Origin of the sequence: Clostridium sp. AM43-3BH (assembly GCF_003479985.1) — a bacterium.
In the GTDB taxonomy this organism is placed as follows: Bacteria; Bacillota; Clostridia; order Lachnospirales; family Lachnospiraceae; genus Otoolea; species Otoolea fessa.
In genome coordinates this window covers 18,291-43,909 of the sequence record NZ_QUIH01000008.1, presented here as the reverse complement: position 1 = coordinate 43,909, position 25,619 = coordinate 18,291, and the positions used below count along the sequence as shown (strand labels likewise).

General features: G+C 47.2%; 31 protein-coding genes and 1 pseudogene. All 32 read right to left on the bottom strand.

Annotated features, from left to right (window positions below):
- Positions 1 to 903 (bottom strand): conjugal transfer protein TrbL family protein, encoded by a 903-nt coding sequence (locus DW931_RS12825; protein WP_008400385.1) that lies wholly within the window; start codon positions 901 to 903, stop codon positions 1 to 3.
- 17 nt (positions 904 to 920) lie between these two features.
- On the bottom strand, positions 921 to 1,940 hold the full coding sequence (locus DW931_RS16500) for a DUF4259 domain-containing protein (RefSeq protein ID WP_008400386.1): 1,020 nt from the start codon (positions 1,938 to 1,940) through the stop codon (positions 921 to 923).
- A 10-nt stretch (positions 1,941 to 1,950) separates the two neighbouring features.
- A complete protein-coding gene (locus tag DW931_RS12815; protein WP_008400387.1) occupies positions 1,951 to 2,283 on the bottom strand; it encodes a DUF3852 domain-containing protein in 333 nt (110 codons plus the stop codon).
- A gap of 16 nt (positions 2,284 to 2,299) precedes the next feature.
- On the bottom strand, positions 2,300 to 2,770 hold the full coding sequence (locus DW931_RS12810) for a hypothetical protein (protein ID WP_008400388.1): 471 nt from the start codon (positions 2,768 to 2,770) through the stop codon (positions 2,300 to 2,302).
- An 8-nt stretch (positions 2,771 to 2,778) separates the two neighbouring features.
- A complete protein-coding gene (locus DW931_RS12805) occupies positions 2,779 to 4,482 on the bottom strand; it encodes a hypothetical protein (protein ID WP_044944801.1) in 1,704 nt (567 codons plus the stop codon).
- A 96-nt stretch (positions 4,483 to 4,578) separates the two neighbouring features.
- Positions 4,579 to 5,187 (bottom strand): DUF6550 family protein, encoded by a 609-nt coding sequence (locus DW931_RS12800; protein WP_008400391.1) that lies wholly within the window; start codon positions 5,185 to 5,187, stop codon positions 4,579 to 4,581.
- 74 nt (positions 5,188 to 5,261) lie between these two features.
- Positions 5,262 to 5,807: a hypothetical protein gene (locus DW931_RS12795; protein ID WP_008400392.1), complete on the bottom strand. Its 546-nt coding sequence runs from the start codon at positions 5,805 to 5,807 to the stop codon at positions 5,262 to 5,264.
- A 22-nt stretch (positions 5,808 to 5,829) separates the two neighbouring features.
- Positions 5,830 to 6,240: a DUF4320 family protein gene (locus DW931_RS12790; protein WP_118482085.1), complete on the bottom strand. Its 411-nt coding sequence runs from the start codon at positions 6,238 to 6,240 to the stop codon at positions 5,830 to 5,832.
- A 17-nt stretch (positions 6,241 to 6,257) separates the two neighbouring features.
- Positions 6,258 to 7,130, bottom strand: coding sequence for a secretion protein F (locus tag DW931_RS12785; RefSeq protein ID WP_008400394.1), 873 nt, complete (start codon positions 7,128 to 7,130; stop codon positions 6,258 to 6,260).
- A 2-nt stretch (positions 7,131 to 7,132) separates the two neighbouring features.
- Positions 7,133 to 8,062, bottom strand: coding sequence for a hypothetical protein (locus tag DW931_RS12780; RefSeq protein ID WP_008400395.1), 930 nt, complete (start codon positions 8,060 to 8,062; stop codon positions 7,133 to 7,135).
- Positions 8,059 to 9,504, bottom strand: coding sequence for an ATPase, T2SS/T4P/T4SS family (locus tag DW931_RS12775; RefSeq protein WP_337367182.1), 1,446 nt, complete (start codon positions 9,502 to 9,504; stop codon positions 8,059 to 8,061). Before DW931_RS12775 ends, DW931_RS12780 begins: the two co-directional genes overlap by 4 nt.
- Positions 9,505 to 9,698: 194 nt before the next feature.
- Positions 9,699 to 10,511 carry an AAA family ATPase gene (locus tag DW931_RS12770; RefSeq protein WP_008400397.1) on the bottom strand — a complete coding sequence of 271 codons (813 nt, stop codon included), beginning with the start codon at positions 10,509 to 10,511 and terminating at the stop codon, positions 9,699 to 9,701.
- A gap of 3 nt (positions 10,512 to 10,514) precedes the next feature.
- Complete coding sequence (gene cpaB, locus DW931_RS12765; protein ID WP_008400399.1) at positions 10,515 to 11,375, bottom strand: Flp pilus assembly protein CpaB; 861 nt, start codon at positions 11,373 to 11,375, stop codon at positions 10,515 to 10,517.
- A 149-nt stretch (positions 11,376 to 11,524) separates the two neighbouring features.
- Positions 11,525 to 11,983, bottom strand: a complete 459-nt coding sequence (locus DW931_RS12760; protein ID WP_008400400.1) for an A24 family peptidase — start codon at positions 11,981 to 11,983, stop codon at positions 11,525 to 11,527.
- 1 nt (position 11,984) lies between these two features.
- Positions 11,985 to 12,182 (bottom strand): DUF6133 family protein, encoded by a 198-nt coding sequence (locus DW931_RS12755; RefSeq protein WP_333491461.1) that lies wholly within the window; start codon positions 12,180 to 12,182, stop codon positions 11,985 to 11,987.
- 90 nt (positions 12,183 to 12,272) lie between these two features.
- Positions 12,273 to 12,599 carry a SpoVG family protein gene (locus DW931_RS12750; protein WP_002593823.1) on the bottom strand — a complete coding sequence of 109 codons (327 nt, stop codon included), beginning with the start codon at positions 12,597 to 12,599 and terminating at the stop codon, positions 12,273 to 12,275.
- 87 nt (positions 12,600 to 12,686) lie between these two features.
- Entirely contained in the window at positions 12,687 to 13,247 is a 561-nt protein-coding gene (locus tag DW931_RS12745; protein ID WP_008400404.1) for a YodL domain-containing protein, read from the bottom strand.
- A 16-nt stretch (positions 13,248 to 13,263) separates the two neighbouring features.
- The gene (locus tag DW931_RS12740) at positions 13,264 to 13,824 is read right to left on the bottom strand and encodes a hypothetical protein (protein WP_008400406.1); all 561 of its coding nucleotides are present in this window, start codon (positions 13,822 to 13,824) and stop codon (positions 13,264 to 13,266) included.
- A gap of 4 nt (positions 13,825 to 13,828) precedes the next feature.
- Positions 13,829 to 14,107, bottom strand: coding sequence for a hypothetical protein (locus DW931_RS12735; RefSeq protein WP_002593826.1), 279 nt, complete (start codon positions 14,105 to 14,107; stop codon positions 13,829 to 13,831).
- Positions 14,104 to 14,304, bottom strand: a complete 201-nt coding sequence (locus DW931_RS12730; RefSeq protein WP_243036951.1) for a hypothetical protein — start codon at positions 14,302 to 14,304, stop codon at positions 14,104 to 14,106. Before DW931_RS12730 ends, DW931_RS12735 begins: the two co-directional genes overlap by 4 nt.
- A 56-nt stretch (positions 14,305 to 14,360) precedes the next feature.
- Positions 14,361 to 15,341, bottom strand: coding sequence for a DNA adenine methylase (locus DW931_RS12725; protein WP_084770634.1), 981 nt, complete (start codon positions 15,339 to 15,341; stop codon positions 14,361 to 14,363).
- Positions 15,342 to 15,391: 50 nt separating this feature from the next.
- A pseudogene (locus DW931_RS16310) lies at positions 15,392 to 16,384 on the bottom strand (DUF5688 family protein).
- 72 nt (positions 16,385 to 16,456) lie between these two features.
- Complete coding sequence (locus DW931_RS12710; protein ID WP_008400411.1) at positions 16,457 to 18,130, bottom strand: antirestriction protein ArdA; 1,674 nt, start codon at positions 18,128 to 18,130, stop codon at positions 16,457 to 16,459.
- Positions 18,117 to 18,680: a hypothetical protein gene (locus DW931_RS12705; RefSeq protein WP_118482084.1), complete on the bottom strand. Its 564-nt coding sequence runs from the start codon at positions 18,678 to 18,680 to the stop codon at positions 18,117 to 18,119. The genes DW931_RS12710 and DW931_RS12705 overlap by 14 nt, the downstream gene beginning before the upstream one ends.
- On the bottom strand, positions 18,649 to 19,305 hold the full coding sequence (locus DW931_RS12700; protein WP_008400413.1) for a hypothetical protein: 657 nt from the start codon (positions 19,303 to 19,305) through the stop codon (positions 18,649 to 18,651). Before DW931_RS12700 ends, DW931_RS12705 begins: the two co-directional genes overlap by 32 nt.
- A 32-nt stretch (positions 19,306 to 19,337) precedes the next feature.
- Entirely contained in the window at positions 19,338 to 19,604 is a 267-nt protein-coding gene (locus DW931_RS12695; protein WP_008400414.1) for a hypothetical protein, read from the bottom strand.
- Positions 19,605 to 20,256: 652 nt separating this feature from the next.
- Positions 20,257 to 21,441 carry a hypothetical protein gene (locus DW931_RS12685; RefSeq protein WP_243015270.1) on the bottom strand — a complete coding sequence of 395 codons (1,185 nt, stop codon included), beginning with the start codon at positions 21,439 to 21,441 and terminating at the stop codon, positions 20,257 to 20,259.
- A gap of 45 nt (positions 21,442 to 21,486) precedes the next feature.
- Positions 21,487 to 22,269 (bottom strand): type II secretion system F family protein, encoded by a 783-nt coding sequence (locus DW931_RS12680; RefSeq protein WP_243015269.1) that lies wholly within the window; start codon positions 22,267 to 22,269, stop codon positions 21,487 to 21,489.
- Positions 22,220 to 23,428, bottom strand: a complete 1,209-nt coding sequence (locus DW931_RS12675) for a CpaF family protein (protein ID WP_347559450.1) — start codon at positions 23,426 to 23,428, stop codon at positions 22,220 to 22,222. The genes DW931_RS12680 and DW931_RS12675 overlap by 50 nt, the downstream gene beginning before the upstream one ends.
- Positions 23,429 to 23,548: 120 nt before the next feature.
- Positions 23,549 to 24,553 (bottom strand): hypothetical protein, encoded by a 1,005-nt coding sequence (locus DW931_RS12670; RefSeq protein WP_118626992.1) that lies wholly within the window; start codon positions 24,551 to 24,553, stop codon positions 23,549 to 23,551.
- 35 nt (positions 24,554 to 24,588) lie between these two features.
- On the bottom strand, positions 24,589 to 25,164 hold the full coding sequence (locus DW931_RS12665; protein WP_182427989.1) for a prepilin peptidase: 576 nt from the start codon (positions 25,162 to 25,164) through the stop codon (positions 24,589 to 24,591).
- Positions 25,161 to 25,319, bottom strand: coding sequence for a hypothetical protein (locus DW931_RS15980; RefSeq protein ID WP_207664452.1), 159 nt, complete (start codon positions 25,317 to 25,319; stop codon positions 25,161 to 25,163). The genes DW931_RS12665 and DW931_RS15980 overlap by 4 nt, the downstream gene beginning before the upstream one ends.
- Between the last annotated feature and the right edge of the window lie 300 nt (positions 25,320 to 25,619).

Below are 25,619 nucleotides of genomic sequence, written 5' to 3'. Positions count from 1 at the left end.
CTACTTAGAAACCACTTGCACAACCGTCCTTGTTAGGTTCATAGCTCCCTGCGCTGCATAGACTGCTCCCATCACATTTGCTTTGGTTCCCGTTTCCAACCCAAACTGCCCCGCAATCCGAGGAATCTCACCTGCCGATAACATAAGTCCCAGACCAAGCAGTGCCTGATCCTTAACGACCATCAGACCTGCGATCAGGACCGTCGCCTGTAAAAATGCGGTCAGGCACAGACCGATTACCTGCTTGCACCAGCCAACAAATCCATCAATATATCCCCTTGGCACACTGAATAAATAAAGGCTCCCTACTGCAATCTGGATCAGCAGGATCCCGCCCCGTTTTAAGTTCGCAAAGAACACTTTGATTACCGCATAACCCATGAGGATCAGGAGAAAAATCATAAAAATCGGGCTGCTGATACTTCCGATTCCACCAAAAACTCCAGATGTGGCAGCTTCTTGCCAGGTAGCAGCATCCTGAAGAGACTGCACAATCCCTGCCGCAACTGTCCCAATATCTTCTCCCAATCCTGTAATACCGGCTGTAAAACTCCCCTGAAGTGAAATACTGAGCTTATAAAGTTCCACTGGAACAGTCGTAAAAAGGCTGGCTGCCAGGAATCCTTTGATTACATTCAGGGCAGTATCGCGTATGCTTCCCCTGCCATTCTGATATTCAATTCCGCATTCAAAGGCTGCCACTACGATTCCCGTCACATAAAGTGCCCATGCCAGATAATAAAAAAGAAGCACAACAGACTGTACCCAGCTCATTTCAAACAGTTCAGCCCCCATGCTTCCCATCTGCATGAAAAAATCCCCCAGAAATCCAACAATCTGACCATACAGCCAGTCAATGATCTGTCCCAGAACCGTGTCTGCAACAAAATCCCAGATAAACAAGTTTTAACCACCTCCCCTTAACACATCTTCTGTCCCATTTGCATAGTTTCCTCCGGTTCCTGAAACACTTGCAGATAGGTTTTTATCGCTTCGCTGAGTACTTTATAATCCTCTTTTCCGGGCTGATATACATACCAGCCGATCTCCTTTCCATAGGACCAGATGTGGGGATTTACCCCGTCGCGAAAATTGGGATTAGTCGTTTTTTTCAGCCCCCACACATCTCCAAATTTCACAACCATGCTGTCGATCATTCCTTCATTCCGATTCAAAAGGGTCACTTTCAATCGGTCATAATGATCCGCAACCATGCCTGTCTGAAAGTTGATTTTGACACGGATCTGATCCGTCAGCCTTCCATAACAACAATTCCCGACAAACCTTGGTTCTGAAAAGTTCGCTCCCGTTCCAAATAATTTTTTAAGTTCTCTCTCAAAAAACGTCATGCTTTCCTCCTCCGACCTATGTGGGTTCTCACGTTCTTCCCCTTCTTTCTTTCCTGCCATTTTTCCTGGTTCCACCTTCTGGCAAACGCTTCCTGTCCATAATGCAACTGTTTCTCCCTCTCTTGTAAGCAGTTCATCCATCCTTCCAATCAGTCTTTCCATATGCGCCTGCCAGTGCTTCCAATCCCGTTCCTGAAACCAACCGCCCCACAAAACTCCCGACTTCTCCTGCTCTTTTGCACATTTACGGCTGTAAAAAAGAGTTTCCGACAGATATTCCCTTACCCACTGAAGGGATTCTTTTGATGCTGTAAAAGAAGACAGGGAGGAAAACTTTTTATCCCCCCTGATTCCATCCAGTGCAGAAAAATCCTTCTCCTGGAATTTTACAATTAGTTCTGCCACTGCCATTGGGCTTGTATGAGACACCCCTTCTGACACTTCCGGAGGGGCATTCCAAGAATCTGCCCTCAACCAGTCAATCATCTGCTGAAGCTTCACATCTCCTTGTTCCGGAAGATGGTTCCGTATAAGACCAATGGCATCCAGCCCAGTATCAGACTCAAACGCAGTAATTCCCCAACATCCCATGACATCCCTCCTAAATTCCGAGAATCTGCCAGATATAAAGCGGTGCAGTTAGGGTAAATACCAGACAGGCAAACAGAATTGCAGGTGCTGCCCATTCAAACTGTCCGTGCTTCCGATAATCAAAGTATGCCGTTCCCAGTTTTCCAAAAAAGAACACGGCAAGGATCAGATCTATAGCGGGAAATACAACATGATCGACAACTGTTTTAATCTGTTGGGATGCCGTCTGCCAAGTTCCCTCAATCGCACCGGCTACATCGCCCGATGCATATACCGGAACGCAGAACAAAACTACCAGTACGAATACCATGCACATAACTGCTGAAATTTTCTTTGTTCTCATTTATTTTTCCTTTCTACTAAGATTGTGTGAGTTTCAGCCCCATTCTTTGCTGTCTTTCAAGAAGAGGAGCCAATTCGATAATATCCGGATGTTCCTGAAACTTTAGATCTCCCCGAAAGCCAACTTTTAAACTGCTAAACCGCTTTGCCTCCTCCTGCAAAGAAGTAGGTGCATCTAGTGGAAGTTCCTGATTCCACCGAACCCATTCCCCATTTTGAAAACGTGGCTGCAATCTCAAAATCACATAGGATTCCGGAACAAATACAGGATAATACCTTAATACTCCTCCAACTCCATAGTAAGGCTTCCCTTCCATCATCACTGTCTTTTGCATTAATTCCAGTGTATCCTCTAAAGATGTACAAAACCAGCACTCCTTATCACCCATCCTTCGTATCCTGCCATCCCGCAGAATATCTTCCAAATGGTCACGGGTTGTGTAATGATACAAAAATCCCTTTGGTTTCTCCGTCTGTTGATATGACATACTTCCTCCTACTCTGGTTTCTGTGGTGCGATATGCCAGTCACTCCACAAGTTCCCATCAATGGTAATAGAATCATTCAGATTCATGGAGAGCATTCCAGCCGGTGTCCAGCAATCCAGCAGCCAAGTATATGGCGTATAACTTCCGTCCGGATACCAAATTGGTGTAAAATGCGTTCTCCTCTCATAGGTACTGTAACCATTTTTCTTAAACTCATGGGTCATATCATAGCCGACATTCATCCGCTCCAAAAGCCTCCAAAACCTCTCATACTGAAATTCCGGAAAATAAGTCACCGCATTCTGCGCAGATGTCACTGCAGAACTCTGATTGGTGCTGACATGAGTTGTTACCTTTTCCTGGAATCCATAACCGGATTTCATCGTCCTTCCCGTAGCAGTAGGGGACTTTTCATCGGTTGTAATTCTCATATCTGCAGTCAGGCTTGCGGAATATCGGTCCAGATCAAACTCCCACCAGCCATGGTCACACCAGTACCCGTCATCATCCTCATCCCCGCTGTGCCATACCCAGTATTCCCTCCACCATGGTCTCCACACACCCCAGGATGCAGAGGTTACTTCTGCATTGGAAGGAACCGAAGGTCTTGTAAACTCGTCATTCCGGTCATCCGCATTGGGATCTGGCGGTGGATTTTCATCCAGATCCACAACCTTGATGTGAAGAGTTCCTTTACTTGTTCCTCCTCCGCCCCGCACACGGACGGTCATCGTCATAGTCTGAGGCTGCTCCGGTGTTGTCCAGCGGATCCAAGCCAGCTGACTGTCGCCAGACGGATAATATACCTCCCCTACCTCATAGCTTCTTCCCCCTACGGAAAATGTTACGGATACCGGATGATCCGGATCACTCTGCCCGCCGCTTACCTCTACTGCCGTAATCACTTCCGTATTCGTCCGATATTCATAATCATAAGTCGTGATTTCCGGTTCTTCTGGAGGCACATCCCGGAACCGTACAATACCAAGACCCAAGGAACTCTTTATTTCACTGTTGGAACGGACTCCCGATGTCGGACCGCCCCAGGCCGGATATCCCAGATCTGGTGTTTCCAAAAACATGGAAAGCGGCAGGTTCTGAAATGCCACTGTTGGAAGGACAGTACGAAGCCCACCACTTAACATCTCATCATAGAGCGCTGCCTCTGTTGCTGTAACCGCAATCAGGGTTCCCTGAAATTTAAGGAAACTGATCGGCTCCAATAAGAGCCTATACTCCCCTCCCACCAGTGTGTCAAAGTCCATTCCGGTTAGTCCGGCAATGCTACGCACCACCTGTTCATCTGTAAAATAGCTTTTTATCTGCTCAATATTAGCTTGCCCCAAGCTTTTCGAGCTGATGATCCTTGGTAGGGGCTGTGCCGGATTCACATACTCATACGGATTGGTGTCGATCATCAGGGCACTTCCTTTGGTATATGACATTTTACTGACTTTCCCAAAGGAGTAGGTAATATTGGGATGCTTATTTGTTAAGTCAATCGGTCTTGTTACCGGATCATGGCTCTCTGCCCGGATTACGGTAACCCGCACTCCTTCATTTCCCGGTGACCAGGAATTCTGGATGGTCCCCTGTCCCATACTTCCGCCACCTCCATCCAGGTTCCCGTCCCCTACCGCATAAACCTGGATGGAGAGTATCAAAGACAGTAAGATTGAGACTGTAAAAAACACATATTTCTTCTGTTTCAAGTATCCTCCTTTCCAACCACGGGAAGCCTTGTTTCCTTCCCTGGTTTCTGGGAAAAGAAAAAACACCACATTGATGCGGTGCTTCCTCTTTCTGTCTTAATCCATAATGCCAATCTTATTCCCGTTTTCATACATATCTTCTGCTGCAGTTCCAGAGCCTCCTCCTCCATGATTTTCTACCCAGCCGAATCCTGGAACATAGATCTGGTTCCCGGAAGTATCTCCTGCCTGCGGCTGTTCCGGATCTGCTACCGGTTCGGACGGTTTTTCTACCGCTTCATGATCCACCGGAACCGGAGGGGTATCCTGCTTTGTACCATCCGGTTTTTGTGTTGGATCTGTCAGGATCTCCTTGCTTGGCGGTTCTGGTTTGGTTGGTTTCGGTTGGATACTCTGCGTTGTCTGATCAGTCTGTGGCGCCCGACTGTCCACCGCCTGAGTGTCTGTTTCCTGATTTTCTCCGATTCCCTGATGAATCACAAGGCTCTCTTCTTCTCTGGACACTACTTTACTTTCCTCTTCCTTCTTTTCAAAATCTCCAGGATCTACAATCAATTCTGTTTCCGTTTCCCCTGTTCCTGGCAGAACATCTTTACCTGACGGTTTCGAACCAAACTGCATTCCTATGGCAGCGATCAGGCCGATTCCTATGAGCACGCCACCCAAAATTGCCAGATTCTTTTTCATCTTCTCTGTCAGTTTCATAATTCTGCTCCTCCTTTATCCTGTTTTGTTATGCACAACATACTATACAATCCTCTCAAAGTCCAGGTCATTCCCTAGAACACCTCTGTATATCCAGCCTGTACCTTCAATGTGATCCACATGGATGGAAGAATCCGGCCGCCAAACCGAACCGGAACCTCCAGTCTAACAATAGCATCTGCCTCAAACCGCTGCGCATGGGCTGGATCTGATGGGGCCAGAGGTGCATTCCGAAGCGTCACTTGCAGGCTGTCTATGGCAAACTCCATTGCAGTTCCAGTATCCGCATACTTTATATGCCTGCCGCCAGACAATCGGGTCCCTATGGTTTCATCCAGATAATCATAAATGTCCCCTTCATTCAGATCTTCTTCCCAACTTCCCTCTCCAAAAGGAACATAACTGCCAGAATATCCCTCCCTGACTCCATGATACACACCTGCATAATTATCATTGACTGTGGAGATGACAGCATCCTCCACGGCTTCCCGCACACCTGCCGCAATAATTTGAAGCCGGAAATACTCACTAATCCCACACATCAGAATAATCAACGAAAGAACAATCCCGATGGTCATGGGAAATGAGGAGGCTCGCCTGTCTCTCAGTATCTCTTTCATCCGTTTCCGCAATCCCTCCACCTCATTTCCAGTAAACTTCTGATTTTCCAGCTGCCTGTGCGCGAAGCGTAACCGGAAAAGAAGCAAACTCGCCAAACAGACCGATATTTGTATCCATCGTCAGGGTAACGGTAACCTCTTCATTTAACTGGATTCTTCCATGACTGGACCATAAAATGTCCGGATAAAGCCCTGTTTTTTCTGACAGCACAGCGGCACGGCGGCTTGTCTCTGTACCTACGCGCCCGCTTACCTCTGCTTCACGCACCAGTTCTGTAGCGAAGGTATCCAACTGCTGTTTCTGAATAAAAATCGGAAGCACACGCATGGCAAGGGCAAGCACCATGACCGCACACAAAACCAACACGATCACATCCACATATCCTTCGCCCCGTCTTTCTGACAGTGCTCTCCATAAACGATGACTCCTCATCCTCTCCTCCTTCCTGTCTAAAACATTCCTCCGAGGCTCTCCAATGCCACATAGCAGATAATCGCCAGGTAAGTCAGCAGAAAACATACCAGCATGACAAAGGAAAAAACACGGATCTTAGGAGGGATTTTCTGTGCCTGTGCTTTTAATCTCTGCAGTTCGATCTGCTTAAAATCATGAGCCAGCATCTGAAAATACACTGTGCTGTCATCCCCTCGAAGGACACCAATCAATCCACGTACCACATCGGACAGCATGGGCGAGTTCAGTCTTGCCTCGAATCGTGTCAGCGCCGCTTCATAATTGGAGGAACGCATATCCGCCAGAAGAATATCTAACTCTCCAGTCAGCGCTGGTCCCGCATTCCCCTTGAACCGCTCCAACATACCGATCACATTACGGCTTGCTTTCAGTTCCTGTTCCATAGTCGCCACCATTCTCGGAAGCTCCCCCTCTATCTCTTCCCGCTTTGCCTTTAAGGTTTCATCCGCTTTCTGATTTTCCTTAAAGTAAAGAAGTAAGGCCAGCACAACCACGACAGGAACTAGAAGTGGAAAAAGAAATATGCAGGGAATCGCTCCCAAAAGAACTGCGCCTGATTTTACCAGAGCATACGCCTGATACACTTCCGGGGTCATATTCATTCCACTGGCTTTTAACACATTCTGCATCCTGCTTCTCTTATATGCATCCATCCGGATGAAACCAGACAGTCGCACTGCTAGGATCATAAAATAAGTTTCCAATGTCTTTGCCGCTTTCCGCTCCTGTTTTACCGTACCCAGCATGGCCTTCGCCGCACCCATGGTAGGTAACTTTAGAACAGACGCAGTTAAAAAGAAAAGTCCCAGAGCTAAAAACAGCCCGAATAAAAACAACAAGCCTTCCATAGCTACCTCCTGTATTCAATGGGACGGGTCAATTTCACTACAAAGCCAGCGGATATAAAAATAGCCGCTGCAGTAGCAGCCAGAATACACTGTCCCAGTACCGTATGCATCAGTACATCATACCAATCCTGATTCAGCAGATACATAAGAGGAATATTGCCTACTACAAACACAACCATGATCATAAACTCTTTTCTTGGTTCTGCGATCATGTATTCCAGTTCTGCGTTCACGTTCCGCATATCCGACAGCTTTGATACGATGGGCGGCAGTGTAGTCTTTAAGCTCCGGTCATGCTGGCAGTCACTGACCGCATCGCACCACTCCCGAAACACCTCATTATCAATCCTTCCCCGCAAAATCCGAAGGGCGGCCTGAACATCCGGATTTACCATTTTAATCTGGATGAGAAAATCCTGAAATACTCTGGACACTGGAGGATTTAAATATGCTGTATTCTCCTCCACCGCCGTCACAATATCTTCTGTCCTCAGATATGCTGTGGTAATGACCGAAAGCGCCGTTTCCAGTTCTGCAGACACATCCCTTTTATAATGATTGGCAGTCAGTTTCACATACCAGAATGGCAGAAATAAAAAACCCACTGCCATCACCGGAGCCAGGAAAAAATTCCCTAACAAAATGGCAATGGATCCCCCAGCGCAAAACAGTGCCAGAGCAACTGCGCAGATGAAGGAAAACCGGTTCCCCCTGCCCGTCATTTGAAGAATGTTCTGTGCTTCCTTCAGTTCCCTGCGCAAAATCCCTGATTTTTTTCTTCCTGATGATTCCCTGATGTCTTCCCGCAGACTTCGTTTGGGATTCAATAAAAATCCAAACAGGCTGTCCGTAAACTCCACTGGCTTCATTTCCAGCAGTAAAAATACACCCACGATCATTCCTGCACACGCCAATAGCTGAATCGCCGTCATCCGTTCTCCCCCTCTCTATCCTTTTTTACATTCAAAAGTCCTGCCAGCGTTTCCTGCGGCATTCCATTCTCCATCAGCCGTCTTGCCAGACTGTCCGAAATTGGGTTGATTTGTCTATGATGCCCCACAATTACAAACTTTCCATCCTCCACTCTGTTTTCCGTAATCTGATATTGAAACAGCGGACGGTATCGTCTGGTTCCATCTGCCAGAATCTCACACTCCATGATTTCCATTAAACGGCGTTCCTTGTTTTCCAGCTGTTTGCAAAATGCGATGATCGGATAGGCTTCCGTTACAAATCCCATCAAAGTCTCATCGCTCATATCCACAGCACGTTTACACAGGGAAACCATGCGGCGGTAGGTTGCCTCACAGCTCATGGAATGGATGGTTGTCACAACCGCAACACCGGTTCTGGCTGCCTCCTGTGCCGCATTCGCTTCTGGTCCACGCATTTCTCCTACCACAATAATATCCGGATTAAAGCGTAGCGCCATATCAAGAAGTGCAATCTGATCTACTCTCTGCCTCTCATTCTCGCTGTCACGGGTCAAGGTATGAATCACGGAATTGACTACCCTCCCATCCTTTCTGCGTACCAACGCCAGCTCCCTTGAACCATTCTCAATACTGTAAATACGCTTACCGTCCGGAATTGTGGTCAGAAGCCAGCCTAACAGTGTGGTTTTTCCGGAGCTTGTGGCTCCCGCCACACACACAGAGATTCCATACCGGATGCACTCCGATAAAAAATCCAGCATCTGACTGGTTGCCGTTCCTCCCTTTATAAAGTCCTGTTTCTTCATGCTCTGGGGATTCACAATTCGGATCGAAGCTGCCACCCCGACATCCTCATCAACAAGAGGTGTCTTCAGTACAGCAATACGGATATTTTTACTTAAATGTCCCAGAACGCTTGGACTCGCATCATCCAGCACCATTCCAGACACATGCAACATACGCCGAATGACATTGATGGCATGTTCGGGGCTTTCAAAATGCTCTTTCAATTTTTCTGTCACTCCACCAGAATACTGGACCTCCACATCATCCCAGGCATTTACATCGATCTCCTCGATTCCTTCCCCGTAGATGTACTTTGTGAGAAAACCGAACTCTGCCATTTCTGAATAAATCGCATCAATCAGCTCATCCGTGGTTTTTCCCGGTACTTGTATACGGTTATCCTGAATATACTTCCCGGCAAATCGGCGGATCTGTGCTTTTATTTCTTCGTTTCCATCTCCGGTTACCAGATTACTATATTCTTTGGAAAGATACGCCTGTATCTCCTGCAGCACGGACTGAAAGTCACGCCCTTCATCCTCCGATGCAAAAAACAGGTCATGGGTACGTAGAGAACGACCTCCCGTTTTTTGAGTGCGCAGAGGATCCTCTATGTCCTCCTCTTCTGACCAGATATCCTCCTTTCCATGCATCTGTCCTTCACAAGTCTGTTCCGACAGGCTATCATTTTGGAGGTTTTCTTCTGTCTCCTCCCCTCCATCCAAGCCATCCAAAGAAGCCTCCGTTTCCATGATCTCCTCCGGAAGATGTCCAGAATCCTGTCGTGTTTCTTCCCGAACAGCTTCGGGAAAACCCGCAGAAAACGCGGCTTTGCTGCGTCTTTCCCCTAACATCCGAACACCTCCTTTGTGATTGCTTCCATGGTTTTTCTAAACCCTTTACTGTCCTTTAGTACCAGTTCTTTCAGAAGGTTCCCTTCCAGAACCTGTGCCTTTACTTCCTCGGAATGAGGGATCTGGAATGCCACATTGCCGAGCACCCGTTCAATGTGTTCGCTGGCCTCATTGGGATATACATTGCTCGCCACTTTATACTGCTTTTCTGCATCCCACTGACTGTCCTTAAGAAGCGGAAGCTGGCTGGAAAGATAACTGATGGATTTCAGATCACAGTTTACCAGCCGCAGCACTGCATCTGCCTCCATCAAGGCAATGGCCGAAAGAATGTCATTGGCAATACAGCTTCCACAATCAACGATGATATAGGGAGCGATCTTTCTCAAACACTGCAGTAATTCCTCTGCCTGTGGCCGCTCGTAAGGTGGGTATGTGTATTCATTTTCCCCCTTCCTCATTCCAAGGATTGTTAGATGGCGTATTTTTTTATGAGTAATACAGTTATGGCGTACCAACGATTCCGACACATGGGTTGCTGCCAGAACACTCCCCAGAGAATGCTCCTCTTCCAGGTCTCCAGGAGGACAGATACAGGGAAGCATCGGTGTATTCATATCACACAGAAGGAGAGCTACATCCTTCTTCTGCATGGCAAGACGCGCCGCCAGCTTCACTGCTGTCGTGGTTTTACCAGATCCAGGACTTCCCCAGACTGCCAGCATTTGATTCTCATTTTCCGGTTCCCAGTCAGGAGAGCTGTCCCCGGCTCCCCTGCTGAAAATACTGTTTTTTAGAAAATTCAAGGCTTACTCCACCCCGCTTTCCTCTGTTTCGCCCTGTCTGGTTTCCTCCTGCTCCTCTGCTTTGGTTTCCTCTGGCTCCTTATCAGAATGATCCAGTGCCTCGTTTTCTTCCGCTTCTCCTTCCATATCTTCTGGAGGATACAGTTCCGTTAACATCTGGTTTTGCGCTTCCAAAAACTGCCCTGCACTCTTTTCATCCCCGCGATACACCAGAGATAAATGCAGTTTTCCATCTGCCTCCAGTTCTGCCAAAACCATTGACTGCTCTGGTGTTACCAGCAAGGTAACGGTTCCAGGCAGCTCACGATCCGCTCCATCTTCCAGTTCTTCTCCCGTATTTGCGTCATATCCACTGTTTGCAGTCACAGCAATGACCTCCACATACTGAAGTTCCGCAGGAATTACTGTTTTTCCCTGCTTTCTATAATCTGGAGCTATGACTGACACAATATCGCCGCTCTTTAGCTTTCCGGACAATCCATTGGCAAATGCCTTAACCGTAACAGAGATTGCCTGCTTTTCTCCTGTCAGATGATAGAGATAGGCATTTTCTGCCGCCGGCTCTTCTGCAATCTTGGATGTCAGGATGTAATCTCCTGGCGCCAAATCTGCAGATGCAAATGCCCCAACTACAGTATCCGAATGCTTTACTACATCATCCGGCAGGTTATAACTGCCAACCTCTATGGTCTTTACCATGTCAGAAGTAATTTCTTCTCCCACTGAAATTGGTTTTACTACACGGACAATTTCCGTCTTTTCACTCATAGCCTTATTAAACAATGGTGTAACTGCAAAGCAGATGATCAAAGACAGCACGATGCAAAGCACACCAAGTACAGTCCTGTTTTTCAAAAATCGCATTTCATCTCCTCCAACTCTTTTCCTTATTTTGATTCCTTTTTAACCAGTGTTCCACTGACTGCTGTCTTCCTATTTTCTGTTGTGGTATACGATGGCCGCAACCATTGTAAGCGGCACTGCAACACAAACCATGATCCATAATTTCTTCTTCATATCATCCATCCTCCTAATCTCATACAATAAACAGCTGCCGCTCCTCCTGCCAGAAACGGTCCCACAGGAAATGCTTCTTTATCTCGTTTTCCCTTGAACCGATTCCACAGGCAGACCATACAACCATACATCACAAATCCTGTCAGTCCTAAACAGGAAGCAGTCAGGCTTGCCGGAAGTCCCAGTACCAAGCCGGTTGCTCCTGCCAGCTTGATATCACCGCCGCCCATTCCACCTTCCCTCTTGCAAAATAATGCAACTATGAGGTATGGCACTGCCCCTAAAGCTCCAAGCAGCTGTCCGGGGGCAAAGTTCAGAAAGGAAAGCAGGGCAATCCCTGCCTGGAATCGGTCCGGAATAATCCGGTACCGAAGATCCCAGGCAGAAACCGCAATAAGCAGCGAGAAAAAAAGCACTGCCTGTACCGCCTGAAGCAGCGATATCCTGATCTCCATATCAACCGCTATAGTCAAACATTTCCTGCACCCTGCGTACCAGTGTAGGAAGTACGGTATCATTAAACAGTGCATAAAGACCTGCCAGAAGCAGTGCTCCCAGCACAACTGCGATCAGGATCTTAATGGCTGTGTCCACATATCCCTCACCGGATGTATCCTGAAGCTTGTTTTTTACATTCCACATATGCATAACCATTGCATTTCGATAATTTACCAGCTGTCTTTTAATATTCTTCATTTGATCTCCTCCATTGATTTTCTGTTTTTGTTCTCTGTACCCCTTAAATCAGACCATGTTCTGCCCTGGATTTTGAGGGGGTGCTGTCTGTAAGGTAGATGCCTGTGCCATGGACAGTGCCTCTCCATAAGCTCCCAATACCGCCTGTTTCAGCTCGTTGCGGAATTCCTCCGTCACAGGAAAACAGATATCCTTGTATCCATCCTGTGTTTTCCGGCTGGGCATAGACATAAAGAGCCCATCCTTACCTCCCTCGACGATTTTGATTCCCCGGACGGCAAAACATCCGGCGATTGTGGCGGATGCATAGGCTCTGATCCCGCCCTGTACTCCTGGTGGATACATAGATGTAATCCGAACGTCTAAATCTGGCATACTGATTCTTCCTCCTTTGTTTTTTTCTGCTCATAAACCGTTCCTTTCTGGATCTATTTCAGTCAAGCAGACAGACAAAACTGCATGCTAAAACTGCATGGTGTGTATGAATTCCTCCGCCAGTTGCGACTCTGTAAAATCAATTCTCTTAAAGTCATAACGATCCACATAAAAAAAGGAACTCCCTGTTTCATCATAGAGTTCCAGCACATCACTAATGGATAGCCCATGACCTGTATAACCGGACGGCGGATGATACCGGAATTTATCATAGAGTTCTTCCAGGTCATTGGTGTCAGATGCCCCTTCATAGACTTTGATATAAAAATCCGGCTTGGGGGAGCCATATTGCTGCTCCATCTGGAAAAGTGCAAGGAACTTCATATGCACATCCACATCTCCTCTCAGTTGCCAGATGCGTACATCTTTTAGCCCCTTTGCCGATTCCATATCTTGCTGGCTATTTGCCAACCGGTCGTAGATCCCGTCCTGCCACTGAATTTTTTGGATATTCCTCTGCTTACGCAGGAAGCTTTCTAATGCTTCATTCTGAAACATGGGATCCACTACTGCACATCCTTCCGTCACACGACCTACCCGGTTCCCATAATACCGGATCACTCCATTTTCAATCTGAATCTGCTTCATTTCCCTTCCCTCATTTCTAAATCATCTCCATCCCCCCGTCCTTCTGTACCTGTTGAAACTGTTCCAGACTCTGCACATCGGGAAAGATCATCCTTCCCTCTAACATTTCCAGTACGGCAAAATCATCCCTGTCGCAGATCAAAATCCGATACTGGTAGTCCTTCTGCATCATTACATAGCTCCATACTTCCTCTGGATTTACCAGCCATACCCCTGACGCATAGCGTCCATCCGGCAGAAAACTGTATCCAGAATATTCAGGGGAATGTCCATGTAAATCCAGCGCCCCAAATGGACGGATCTGGGAGAGCTGGAGTCGTTCCTTTTCCCCCAACAGTTCTGGCCGCAGCACACCAACCACATCCCTGTTCCAGCAGTGCCATGCCTCCCCAGTAGATAGGGAAACCAGATGGGCAATGGAGTGTCTGGGATTTTCTGTTTTCTGGATATTCGTACAGAAAAAAAGCTGCCCTGTGTAATGCTCTGGTAATACCTTTGAGGGAAGAACCACCACCCGGTTCTGGATAGATGCCTCCTTTTCTGTCTGCATACAATCCTTTTCTGTGAATTCCTGCATGATCTTACCCCTCCTTTTTCTGCAGCAGTCTGCTCAGTTCTCCGATTAGATCCAGTCGGAGGCTGTCCGGCATAAACTGAAATGCAGTACGGACATATGCCTCCACTGCCTCCGGAGACTGATCTCCCACCTCGATAACCTCTACCTTCCGAACTGTAATTTTTCCACCCGCCATTCCCAGACAAACAATATCCCCATACTCCAGCTTTGCCGCTTCCCTCATAGATTTTGGAATCAGGACACGTCCCTTTCCATCCACTAAACGATACATCGGTTTACTCATCTGGTCCTTTTCTCCTTTCCCATCAATGCCTCCACTTCATTGGGTTCAATCCCCAGTTCATCGAACACCTTCAGATAAGGTTTGCAAACCGTCTGTACCGGAGCCTCAATACCAATCAGAATCACTCCGGGGACTGTTTCTATCATCAAATCACAATCAAGCGGAATCCCAGCCGTCAGTAACAGTTCACTAGGCACAGAAAGGACACCGTTTTCCTTTTTTTGCACCATTGTTTTTCTCTTGTTTTCTGTTCTCATAGCACCTCTCTTTCCGGACAGATTTCTTCCCGGATCTCATAATGATCCGTTTCTCCATCTCCCCACATTCCAAATAGATCCAGCTGTCTTGGTTTTGACCGCTCCCTCTCACCAGGATCATAATTGGTAATAATGACCTCTGGAAACTCACAACCGCCCTCATACCTCTGAGCCAGGTTATTGATGCGGGTAACAGCTGTAATAAAATATCCTGCATACAGTTCCCGGATGAAATCGCAGTCATTGTAACTGACCATCCACTTCCCCCTGCTCCCTGTCAGAGTGTCTCGGAGCCGTTTGTGATCCTCTTTTCGGAATACCACTGCATAATGACCTTCCGTCTCATAATAGGGCGGATCGCAATAAAAAAAGGCACTATCCCGGTCATACTGCCGAATCAGTGCCTCAAAGTCTTTATTTTCTATTACGGTATCTGCCAGCCTGCGGGATGCCTGCCAAATGGTGTCAAAGCAGTTTCTCACATCAAACGGACGGCAGCCAAAGGACGTGCAGCCACTTCCATAGCTGTACCGAATTAGTTTAAAAAATGCAGCCGCCCGTTTTACATCGGTTACCTCTGCATTTTCCAGCAGGATTTTTTTCACTTCCTCATAATCCGGCGGCATCAGATGCTTCTCTGCCAGCTCCAGCTCCTCAATTAAAAATCGGGTATCCGGTTCCTGCTTTTCAATAAAATTACGGATTACTGTAAATTCATCCCTGCTGTTTAACGGAAGAAATCCGAGTTCCTTAAGGAATGCCCCCGTGCGGTTCTTGACGCAATAAAACAGATTTGCCAAGTTAGAGTTATAATCATTATAAATCTCCATACACCGGTCATCTGGTGGTTTTCCAAATAGTACCCAACCACCTCCGCCAAACACCTCAATGTACCGGTCATAACTTGCAGGAAACATCGTGTAAATCAGGCTGCGGAGTGCTTTCTTTCCGCCAACCCATGAAATAAAACTGTTGATTCTGCATCCCTCCTAACATCCACAATACTCATGAAACATATAACTGAGTCCTACGAAAATACCGGTGACATCCCAGGTTCAAAGTCCAGCTTCTCTGCCTGTTCTACTGCCTTTTCCAGTCTTTGGGCTTCCCTATCAAATCGATAAACTGAATTCCCCAACTTCTCCTGTGGGGTCACGGCTTCCTCATTTACAGCTTCAACCATCGCATTCAGTTCAGTTACGCTTACATTCTCTGTTTCTTTTAGAATAATCGTTTCATGAATCGATGACGGAATCACGATCAAATCTGATCCCAGCTTTTCTGCAATAAGAGACATCACTTCTTCGTCACACATATAAACCGCCCCATTGACCTAATTTGAATTCGTCAGAACATACATCATTGCATTGGGATCCACATCCTCTAAATATTCCAAACTACCTGCTTTTACATCTCCCAGTTCATCAGAATACATTTTTGCCAGCATATCCTGTAAATCCAAAAAACAAGGAGGATTGCTCTGCTTCATGTTTTCCCAGGCATCCTGCTTTAACTGCTCCTCACTGACTCCCAACCACCTCAGCCTGTCATAATTAATAATGGCACTTCCGGCCTTTTCTCCATCCACCAACACATGAAATCCATAAACCAGTGCCAGATCCTCTCGTATTTCATGAGGACAGCTTGCCAGAAAATCTATATTTTCCTGTGCGTTGCGGACATAGACGGTCAGACTCTTCTTTATCGTTTCATAATCCCATTCCCTGCTTGAAATGCCATCTATGCTTATCTCTGCTTCCTGGCACTTCTGATAATCCTGAGCAATTTTCTGCCACACATCCTCCAGTTTCTTTCCATCCTCAAGTTCCTGATAATAGGATTCCAGATATAAAAGCGGAACGGATGTATAGCTTTTAGTGCCTGGAAGGTATACTCCCTGCAATTTGATGTTGTTATTTTTTAACACCTCCATGATTTCCACTTTTCTTTCCTGAAAAGATTCCGGAAAAAATCGTTTTAAATTCTTTTTTGTTAATTTCAAAAATTCTTCATATGTCATTTTCTATTCTCCTTCACACCTCATTCTTATTAGTTTCCTCCATTTGATCATCAAGCACGTTCAACGCTTCCCTTACTGCATTTTCATTCCCTGTTCTGTGTTCTGCTGTGTCTGTATTGGAAAATCTTCATTACGGGTAATCATTCCGTAGGTTGTCTGCACACTTTCCAACAGCCCAAGCTGACGTTCCCCATATCCTTGAAAATCAAATGTAGCAAATGCTGGATCATCAATATTGAACTCCAATTCCCGAAACAGATACCTTGCATACGAAGCCATGGAATACATCTGTGGATCATAGGAATAACAATCCAGGTTTTCCGCAATCCGAAGAGCCTGTTCCAAGCTATCGCATTGCTCTAGTTCCAAAGCTGCCTTGAATTTGCAAAGCGTTCTATCATCAGGAAATTCCTGAAGCTGTCTTGCCAGTTCATTCAATGTCTCAATGTCATCTGTCTGCTTAACGGATAATCCATGCACTGTGCTGATGCTCTCCGTAATGATACAGTCATCAAAAGTTCTCTCGTTTAATCTGTTCAGCGCCCACTGAAACCCCAAATCTGTAGTTGGAAGTTCCAACCAGGTTCCCTGTTCTTCTGGATATTGAGATCCGACCAGGCGAAGAGAAAAAATCCCTCCGGCCACTCCGTCAATATCGGGAAGGTGAATTCCATCATAAATATCTTGATACGAAAGAGCATTCTCAAATACATAACCTTTTGAGGTAAATATGCCCATTTCCTCCTTACGCTGATCCATCCCCACTCTTTGCGGATCCAATAATTCTCTTATATCCACTTCAAGCATATGGATCCACTCTAATCTGTCTTCCTCTAGGTAGAATTCTCCCAGTTTCCTGTCATCTATAATGCCTCGGAGGAATTTAAAGCACTCCAGGTTATAACAAAGATTGAGTAACTCTTTTATCCCAACTAGAACATCTATATTTTCTTCCTGACGCATCTGAATGGCGGCTTCATAAGTTTCTATCTGACTGGAGTCCATATGAGTAACCAGACAAGCTAATACATTGACTTCTTCTAAGGTAACAGACGCTGCCTTTTCCAATATATTCTTAAGAAAAGATGGCCAGTTCCCCAGAAGTTCAATCCGGTAAGGCTCATTTTCATGAATAAAGGCTCTCATCTTTGCATCCTTCAAAAAAGCGGGTTCTGCTGGAAGCCTCAGCTTCGCCCCTTGATAACTCCGCTCTGGGAAATATGCTTCTGAATAAATGGCAACATCCAGGGCTGGTTTTAATGTATGTGCCGTCCCTTTCAAAACCTCTTCCGGACATACAAAGTAATCCAGTCCCTCATTTCCAAGAAAAACCATAAGTTCTCCATCTGGTACCAGGATCCTTGTCTCTTGCATTTCTCTGATAAAGCCTCCAGCAGCAATCATTCCCCATGTTTCTGCTAAACTCTGAACCTCCTCATGTGTCAGTTTATCCTGTGAGTCTGCCTGCAGTACACTCCATAATCTTCCCTCATAAGCTTCCAGATCCAGTGATAGGCTAACCGGCTTATGCAGCCTCTTTGCATTATTAAAGTATGTCATCAATTTCTGATTTCTTTTTCCCAACAATCCTACACCTTCCATATGGTCGCGTATAAAAGACGAATAGTTTTCCATCTCATAAGCGGTCAGATGAATACCTTCCTCTGTACTATTCAGAGAATATATCTCTCCTTCTATGGGGCTGAACAATCGAAGGGTATAAAATTCTCCATCATAATGCTCCAAAAACAATCCCTCCTTTCTGAACGGCTGGTTCCTGCTCTTCTCCTTTCAAACCTTCTTCTGTGGTCAGAAAGAATTCATCTCCACTGTTCCAAAAGCTGACATACAGTTCTCCCTCTGGAATTTTGATTCCCCGCTGTTCAAATCCTTCTCCCCACCCATCACTTTCCTGACCTTCCCAGTACTCCTTTACTGCTTCAATCTCCCTTTCAGAAAGCTGGTTATGACTTTCTACTTCCAGAACTCCCCATAGTTCCCCCCGCCAGACTTCCACGGTAGGCTTCATACTGTAAATTTTTTCTTCTAACTTTGGATCATCCAGATAGACCGCCAGCCCCCTATCTCCTTCTTCCTCAAGATTTTCCTCTGCAATCCGTTTCAGGATCTCCGTCTCATAGCTGCACAACTCAGCTGGAAATACCTCCTCTCCGTATTCCTCCAAATTTCCCCAGTCATCTTTTGTATACATGGTAGCTATCAAAGGACTGAAAAACCGAAGTACAGAACGCTCCGTTGTTTTTTCACTGATGCTGTCCGATTTTACTCCTGTCAATACTTCTTTCCTCCTCTCGTAAAACTCTGCTTCCATGCCTGCGAATCACACAGGCCGTCATAATCCATTCAAATACTCGGTCGCTCACCAACTCTGGATCTGTAAGTTCTGATAAACGAATATGACTGCTTCCCTGATACAGATCCCTTGCCATATGAAACAAAACGTAGCCATCCAAATCAACACCGTGGATATGAATTTTGGAAAAATGAATCCCCTCCTGGTCAATTGCCGCTAAAGCTCTGCTACACAAAAATCGATCTGCGGAAAGAAGATAGACCGCAGAACAGGTCGCTGCTTCTTCAATGGCTCTGTTACACTTCTCTCCCATAGCCAAAAACCGTTCTCTATGACCACTTTGAAAAAAGCACGGATTTCTTCTCCCTGTCAGACGGCACACGCGGCTTACAAAGGTGCTGACAGCCACTTCCTCTGCCAACACCTCCAGAAGCTCATAAAACGGGACACAATCGGTAACACGGCGTTCACACGGGCTTCTCTGATTTTCCAGACAACCAGAAAGGTGACTGATAACCATTCCGCTCCTTCTTGGACGAAATCCTGGTATATGCTGCATTTCCTTTTCCAGCCCAGCATAACGTGTATCACTCATAAATCGAATCATTGTCTCCTACCTCCTCAATATCTCAATTTCTTCTACCCTAATGTCATTCCTCCATATCCTTGTTCTTTTGATTCTAATAATGTTTCAACCGCCTCCTCCCTTGTACGAAACATTCTCCACGGTGAAACTCGATGATAAAGTCCAGTATGACTTCGTACTCCAAAATACCTCCCGTCATAACTCTCTACCGTATATTCGCAGGTACTTTTTTTTGTTTTGTTTGTGATCATCACACAGGTATCTCCCTTATTCCATCCATAAGGAAAGCCCGAATCTTCTTTTAGCTTTTTTTCATCCATTTTCTTCAATTACCACACTCCCCTTTTCTTTGAACTTTTTAACGCCAAAAAGCCAACCATGTTCTAGTAAATAAAACATGATTGGCTCATCTGCTTCTAAATATATAAATACCAGTTATCCCCTTAAATCTTTTTCTCCTTATGATTTATCCACAAGGTTGTCCAGACTTACCTTTTAAGATCACACCTAAAGCGACAATACGAGTACAGATTCCAGATGTTGGCTAATATTGGATAATCTTTTCGATACTTGAACTTTGTTCTATACCTTATATTTTGTCTGGTGCACCAGCAATGAATATCCTTCATCATCATCGAATCTCCCATACCTATACGCTCGCCTAATATATTAATCTTATACTCATCCATCTCTGTTTTCGCAAATAAATAGAACCATACATTATAATATCTGATTCTATACACCTTGCAATCATCACTGTACTTCATACACACTCCTGTTTATACTGTTTCTCTATTTCCACTATTTCCACTGTATCTACATAATATATAGCGTGAATTATGGGGTAAATATTCCCACCAGAATCAGCACTAATTCAATGACCCCCACGCCATCCTCGTCCATCAGAAACGATTTTACTTCTCTTACCAGATACGCTTTATCCATATACTTTTTCTCCTTTCTCCCCATTTTTCAGATCCCAAACGCCAGAAACGCCGGGACTGAAACCATCACCATAATAATCATCAACATCAGAAACAATGGAAGCATCAGCTTTGTGGACGCCTCTTCCCCCCGGCGTCTTGCCAGTGCTTTCTCTTCTTCAAACGCCGACTCCATCTCTGTCTCCAGCGCCTTTCGAAGTCCTTCTGCCCCATTTCTGACATTCTGCTCCAAAAGCCCGGAAAGCTTCCGGTACGGTCTCAGACGGCAGCCCGCACCAAATTCCGCATATGCCTGCAGTTCCGGGACACCGCGCTGCATCCGGTGATATGCCGCTGCCATTTCCCGGTATGCCGCCCGCTCCGTCTGTGTTCCCGCCCGGCATGCCGCCTCGTATTCCAGCACAATCCGTTCCCATGCCCGGCGGACCGGAAGCCCCGCCCCGGAAAATACGGTCAGCTTTGACACAATCTCCGGGTAGTCTTCCATCAGTTCCCGCTTTTTCTTCTTTTTCTCCTCACTCTCCTTCTGTTTTTCATAAAGAGGAAGCAGAATTGCCGCCGCAATCCCCAGCACCGGAAACAGCAGATATTCCCTGTCTCCGCGCACCCGGTAAGATAAATTCTTCCCCTCATACATCTTTGGCAAAACCAGCTGACCTTCCGTTCTCTGCGCCTCATCCATCTGCTTTAACAGCTGCTTAAAACCTGCCTCTTTTTCCTGCTGCTTCGTCCGAAGCGGCGGATATAGCATGACCGGAAACCGGTACTCCCGGCTGAATGCCCCCGCCTGCAGGGATGCGGTCAGTTCTGTCTGAATCCCCTTCTCCGGGCATTCTTCATTTAAAACTGTCCCATCTGTCTGAATCCATTCCGCATCCTCCGGTGTCCAGCGGACCCGGATGCCCTCTTCTTCCAGCCAGCCAACGAGATGTAGATCTTCCCTTACCTCCTGCAGGGACGGATTGTTTCCCCGAATTAAATCCGCCAGTTTACCTCCCGCCTCCAGCAATGCTTTTTTTGCATCCTCTTCCGCATATTCCCGCTCTCCGAGCGCAATCTCCACCGGAATCTCCTTCTCCCACAGTCCGCGCACCCACACTTCCTGCTGCCGTTCCCCTTCTCCGTATGCATAGCGGTTCAGCCGGTTCCCCTCTTCCAGCGCCCCATCCCTTTTTTCCACCAGATATCCCACAACTGCCAGAATTATCCCCAAAAGAATGCATAAAACCTGCTTTTTCCCCATTTTCCCCATTATGTTTCACACCTCAATCTGAAGAATTTTCCCCGATACCCTCCATGCCAGCAGATAGACCACCAGACACCCGGTCATCACCACCCGCCCCACCGCTGTCTCATACATCTGTGAGAAAAACCCCGGCGATGACAAATCCACGTAGAGCACAATCAGGTACGGCATCAGGTTCATAATTCTCTGTTCAAACTGCTTTTCTGCCGTCATCGTGAGAATTTCCTCCCGCACCTGTATGCGATCCGAAATCACGTGAACGACATGGTGAACCACGCTTGCCAGCTCACCCCGGCTCCGTTTGGATACAGTAAAAATAACAGAGAAATTTTCCACCTCATCCAGACCACTCCTCTTTGCAAAGGAAGAAAGCAGCACCTCCACGGTCCGGTTCATTTTAAGCTGACTTGCCAGGTATGAAAACTCACGGGTAATCATCCCCTCTTTTCCGTATTGTTCTTCCAGATCGCGCACGCTCGCGATAAACGCATTTTCCACCGAATAGCCTGCAGCCAGCGCCGAAGCCACAATCTGAATCGCTTCCTTAAACTGGAGCCGCAGTTCCTCTTTTCTCCGGCGGCAGAGCTCCCGCCTCTTAAAAAACGGCCGCAGCATCCCCGCCGGAAGCATCAGAACGAACGCCAGAAATGAACGGTAGAATACATACGCCGTCACGGCGCACACCGCTGTTCCCTCCAGAAGGTAACGTATCCACTCCTGCCCCGTCAGGTGGTAAACCCGGTAATCAGAAAGCACTTCCTCCCGCGAATCTGCGCCGCCCTTCAAATCTGCCAACCTGGATAAGTGCTCCTTCCACCTGTCCGGAATCAGCCTCCCCGCTTTCCTGAAACTGATAGATGGGAGAAAGGCGGATTTCCCCATTTTCATAGCCTATCACCTCCGTGATCTCCAGTACCTTCCGGCTCCGGTCCCGCATCCGCCCGACATGGACCATCAGATCGAGCGCTGAACCGATCTGGCTCCGGACCGCCGCAAGCGGCAGCTCTGCCGCCATCAGAACCATTGTCTCCAGTCTTGAGAGCATGTCTTTTGCGCTGTTTGCATGTCCGGTTGAGAGCGAGCCATCGTGCCCCGTATTCATCGCCTGCAGCATTTCCAGCGCCTCGCCGCCCCGGACCTCCCCAACGATGATGCGGTCCGGACGCATTCGGAGACTCGCCCGGATCAGATCGCGCATGGAAATCTCCTGCGAACCATCCCGGTTATCCACCCTTGTTTCCAGGCTGACAAGATTCTTTACATGGCGGATTTGAAGCTCTGCCGAATCCTCGATCGTGATGATGCGTTCCTCCTGTGGAATATAGCCGGACATGGCGTTTAAGATCGTCGTTTTTCCCGATCCGGTTCCGCCGCTGATGAAGATATTGAGCCCCTGCTCGACCGCTTTCTGCAAAAATGCCGCTGCCTCCCGGCTGATACTTTTTAACTCAATCAGACGTTCCATCGTGATCGGTTCCGGGAACTTCCGGATCGTTAAAATCGGACCATTTAACGCCACCGGTGCCAGCACCACGTGAACACGCGAACCATCTTCCAGTCTCGCATCCGCAATCGGAGACGCCAGATTGACCGTCCGGTTGACACGGCTTACAATCTGCTGAATCAGATCCTCTAGCTGCCCTACCGAATCAAAGTGCTTTTCTAATTCTTCCACACGCCCCTGCCGCTCGACAAAAATGTGCTCCGCGCCATTTACCATGATCTCCGTGATCGTCGGATCATCGACCAGCTCCTGCAAAATATCCAGCCGTCTGAATGAATCAAACAGCTCTTTTCTCAAACAAAGCCGCTCTTTTAACGGCAGATACGCCCCTTCTGCCGCTTCCAGAATCGCCATGTCGATCAGGTCGCGCAGCTCCTCATCCTCCACCTGCATACGGCTCTCCATCTGCTCCATCAGACGCTGCCTCAAAACCATTTTCTGCTCCTGCATACTTCCCCCTGCCAGTTGTTTCTCTCACAACCGTTTACTCTTTAGAATGACTGGCAAAATCCCGCTCCATTTATCCCTGTCAAAAGACTTTGCCCCTTCTAATTTAACCCACAATGAACATTATCCGCCCACACTGCTTCCCCGCAGCAGCTGCCGTACATAATCACCCAGTTCTCCCCATAAAAGCTGGTCAATATAATCGCCCCGTCCAAAACTGCCGTGATACGGAAGCTTCAGGCGTTTAATACGTTCCCTTAGCATGCCATTTCCTGTCTGTGAAAAATACTGCTCCAGCTCCTTAAGCTTTGCCAAAGACACCAGATCTTCCCGGATCGGCATATAGATTACCCGGCACAGCTTCATTACCGAAAGCGCCGTCCTGCGCCCGCTTCCTATATCCACTACCAGCGTATCATACGCACTCTCCCCGGCAATTGCCCGTATAAGCCCCGCGATTGCCTCCTCTCCCGCCTGATCCAGATCCTCCGGATAGCGCACCGGCGGAATATAGTCCAGCTCCCCCATCGTGTGGACAACGCTGCTCAAACGAAGCGAATTATAGCTTCCACCGTTGTAAAAATACAGCAGATCCGACAAATCACTCTTATATTCTTCTTTCATCAAAACCGACAGACCGGAAAATTCCTCCAGGTTCAGATACAGCACCCGCTCCTCCTGTGCCAAAAGTTTTCCCATTGTCAGGGCAAACGAGGTCTTTAAACACCGTCCAACCGGCGAATACACCCCCAAGACCTTCGCCAGCCCCCGCCCGGACACCTCCGGCAGCTCCCCCGGGCTTTCCCCATACCAGGTCAGCACGTCGCGCACAATCGCATCGCTGGACTGGTATTTGTAAACACAGGGAACTGACGGACTGACCGTTTTTCCCCCATTATCCGATAAAAGAATAACCTTTTCCGCCCGGATGGACTCCTTTTCTTCCGCCGGAACATGCTCGCCCAACAACAGAAGCTTTACCGGGTGTTCCGCCGCAAATGCCCGCAGCCGCTCGATCGAGCTGAACGCCACCACCTCAAACGGTATTTTTTCCTTCTGGTTAACTACCTCTGCAAACCGCGCCGCATAGACCGGATCCACATCATACACCGCCAGAATATGCTTCATCGCACCGCCACCTCCCTAATCACAAGCCATTTTCCTTACAGATACCGAATCAGCTCCGCCCCAATCACTCCCAAAAACAGGCACGGTGCCAGACAAAAAGATGCCTCTTTTCCATCCCGCGCTTCCAGATAGTACGGCTCGACGCTTCCCCCAAGCGCGGACCGGTACAAATAAAACACAAGATATGTAAGCCGCTGCCTGGCAATCCCACGCCGGATAAGTAATACAAGTGACCATATTCCGGCAGCTGCCAGCCCGCACAGGAAAATCCGCCCGCCCTGCCGCAGCCCGGCGGCACCAAACAGGACGGCTGCCATTTTGATGTCCCCCGCACCTATCATGCGAAACAGATACAGAGGGAACAGGACAATCAGTAAACTCCCGCTACGAATCAAATATCCACAAGTCTCGCCAATCCCCATCATAAGCGCCGCCCCATATCCCGGCAGCCGCCCGTCCCATCCGGCCGTATATCCCATCTTCATCCCCAGACCAAACCGAATCAAAAGAAACAACAGGCCGCCAAGCAGAAGCATCCCATTGGGAATACGGCGTTTTTTCAAATCCCAAAACGCACAGCCGCCAGTAAACAACAGCAGCAAAAAGGTCAATCCATCCCCTCCTTCTCTTTCGCATACATGAAACGAACAATTTCTGCACAGTATGTCCTCTTTTCAAAACTCCTGCCGCAAACGATAGCTGCCAGTCCTGCGCCAGCTTTTACCGCCACCTTTTTCCATTCATTTCCTGTATGCACTTCAAACATTCCTGAAAAATTATCGAACATTTCTCTGAACTTAACTTTTAGAATCTTAATAATAGATCAACGGGAAATCCGGATTCCCGTGACAGATGGAAGAACCCATCCATGAATGTTCCTCCATTATGAACAGTTTTTGATCAAAAGTCAATCCCAAAACACCCGAAATATGCGCCAAAAACATCTCAAAAACTTTGTGCATCTGAACCCATTATTTTAGCTAGACAATTTCGTTATTTGAAAATAATTGCCAAAATATCTCTTTATTTTTTATCTATAAATACCCATTCCAGCATTTTCCTTTCC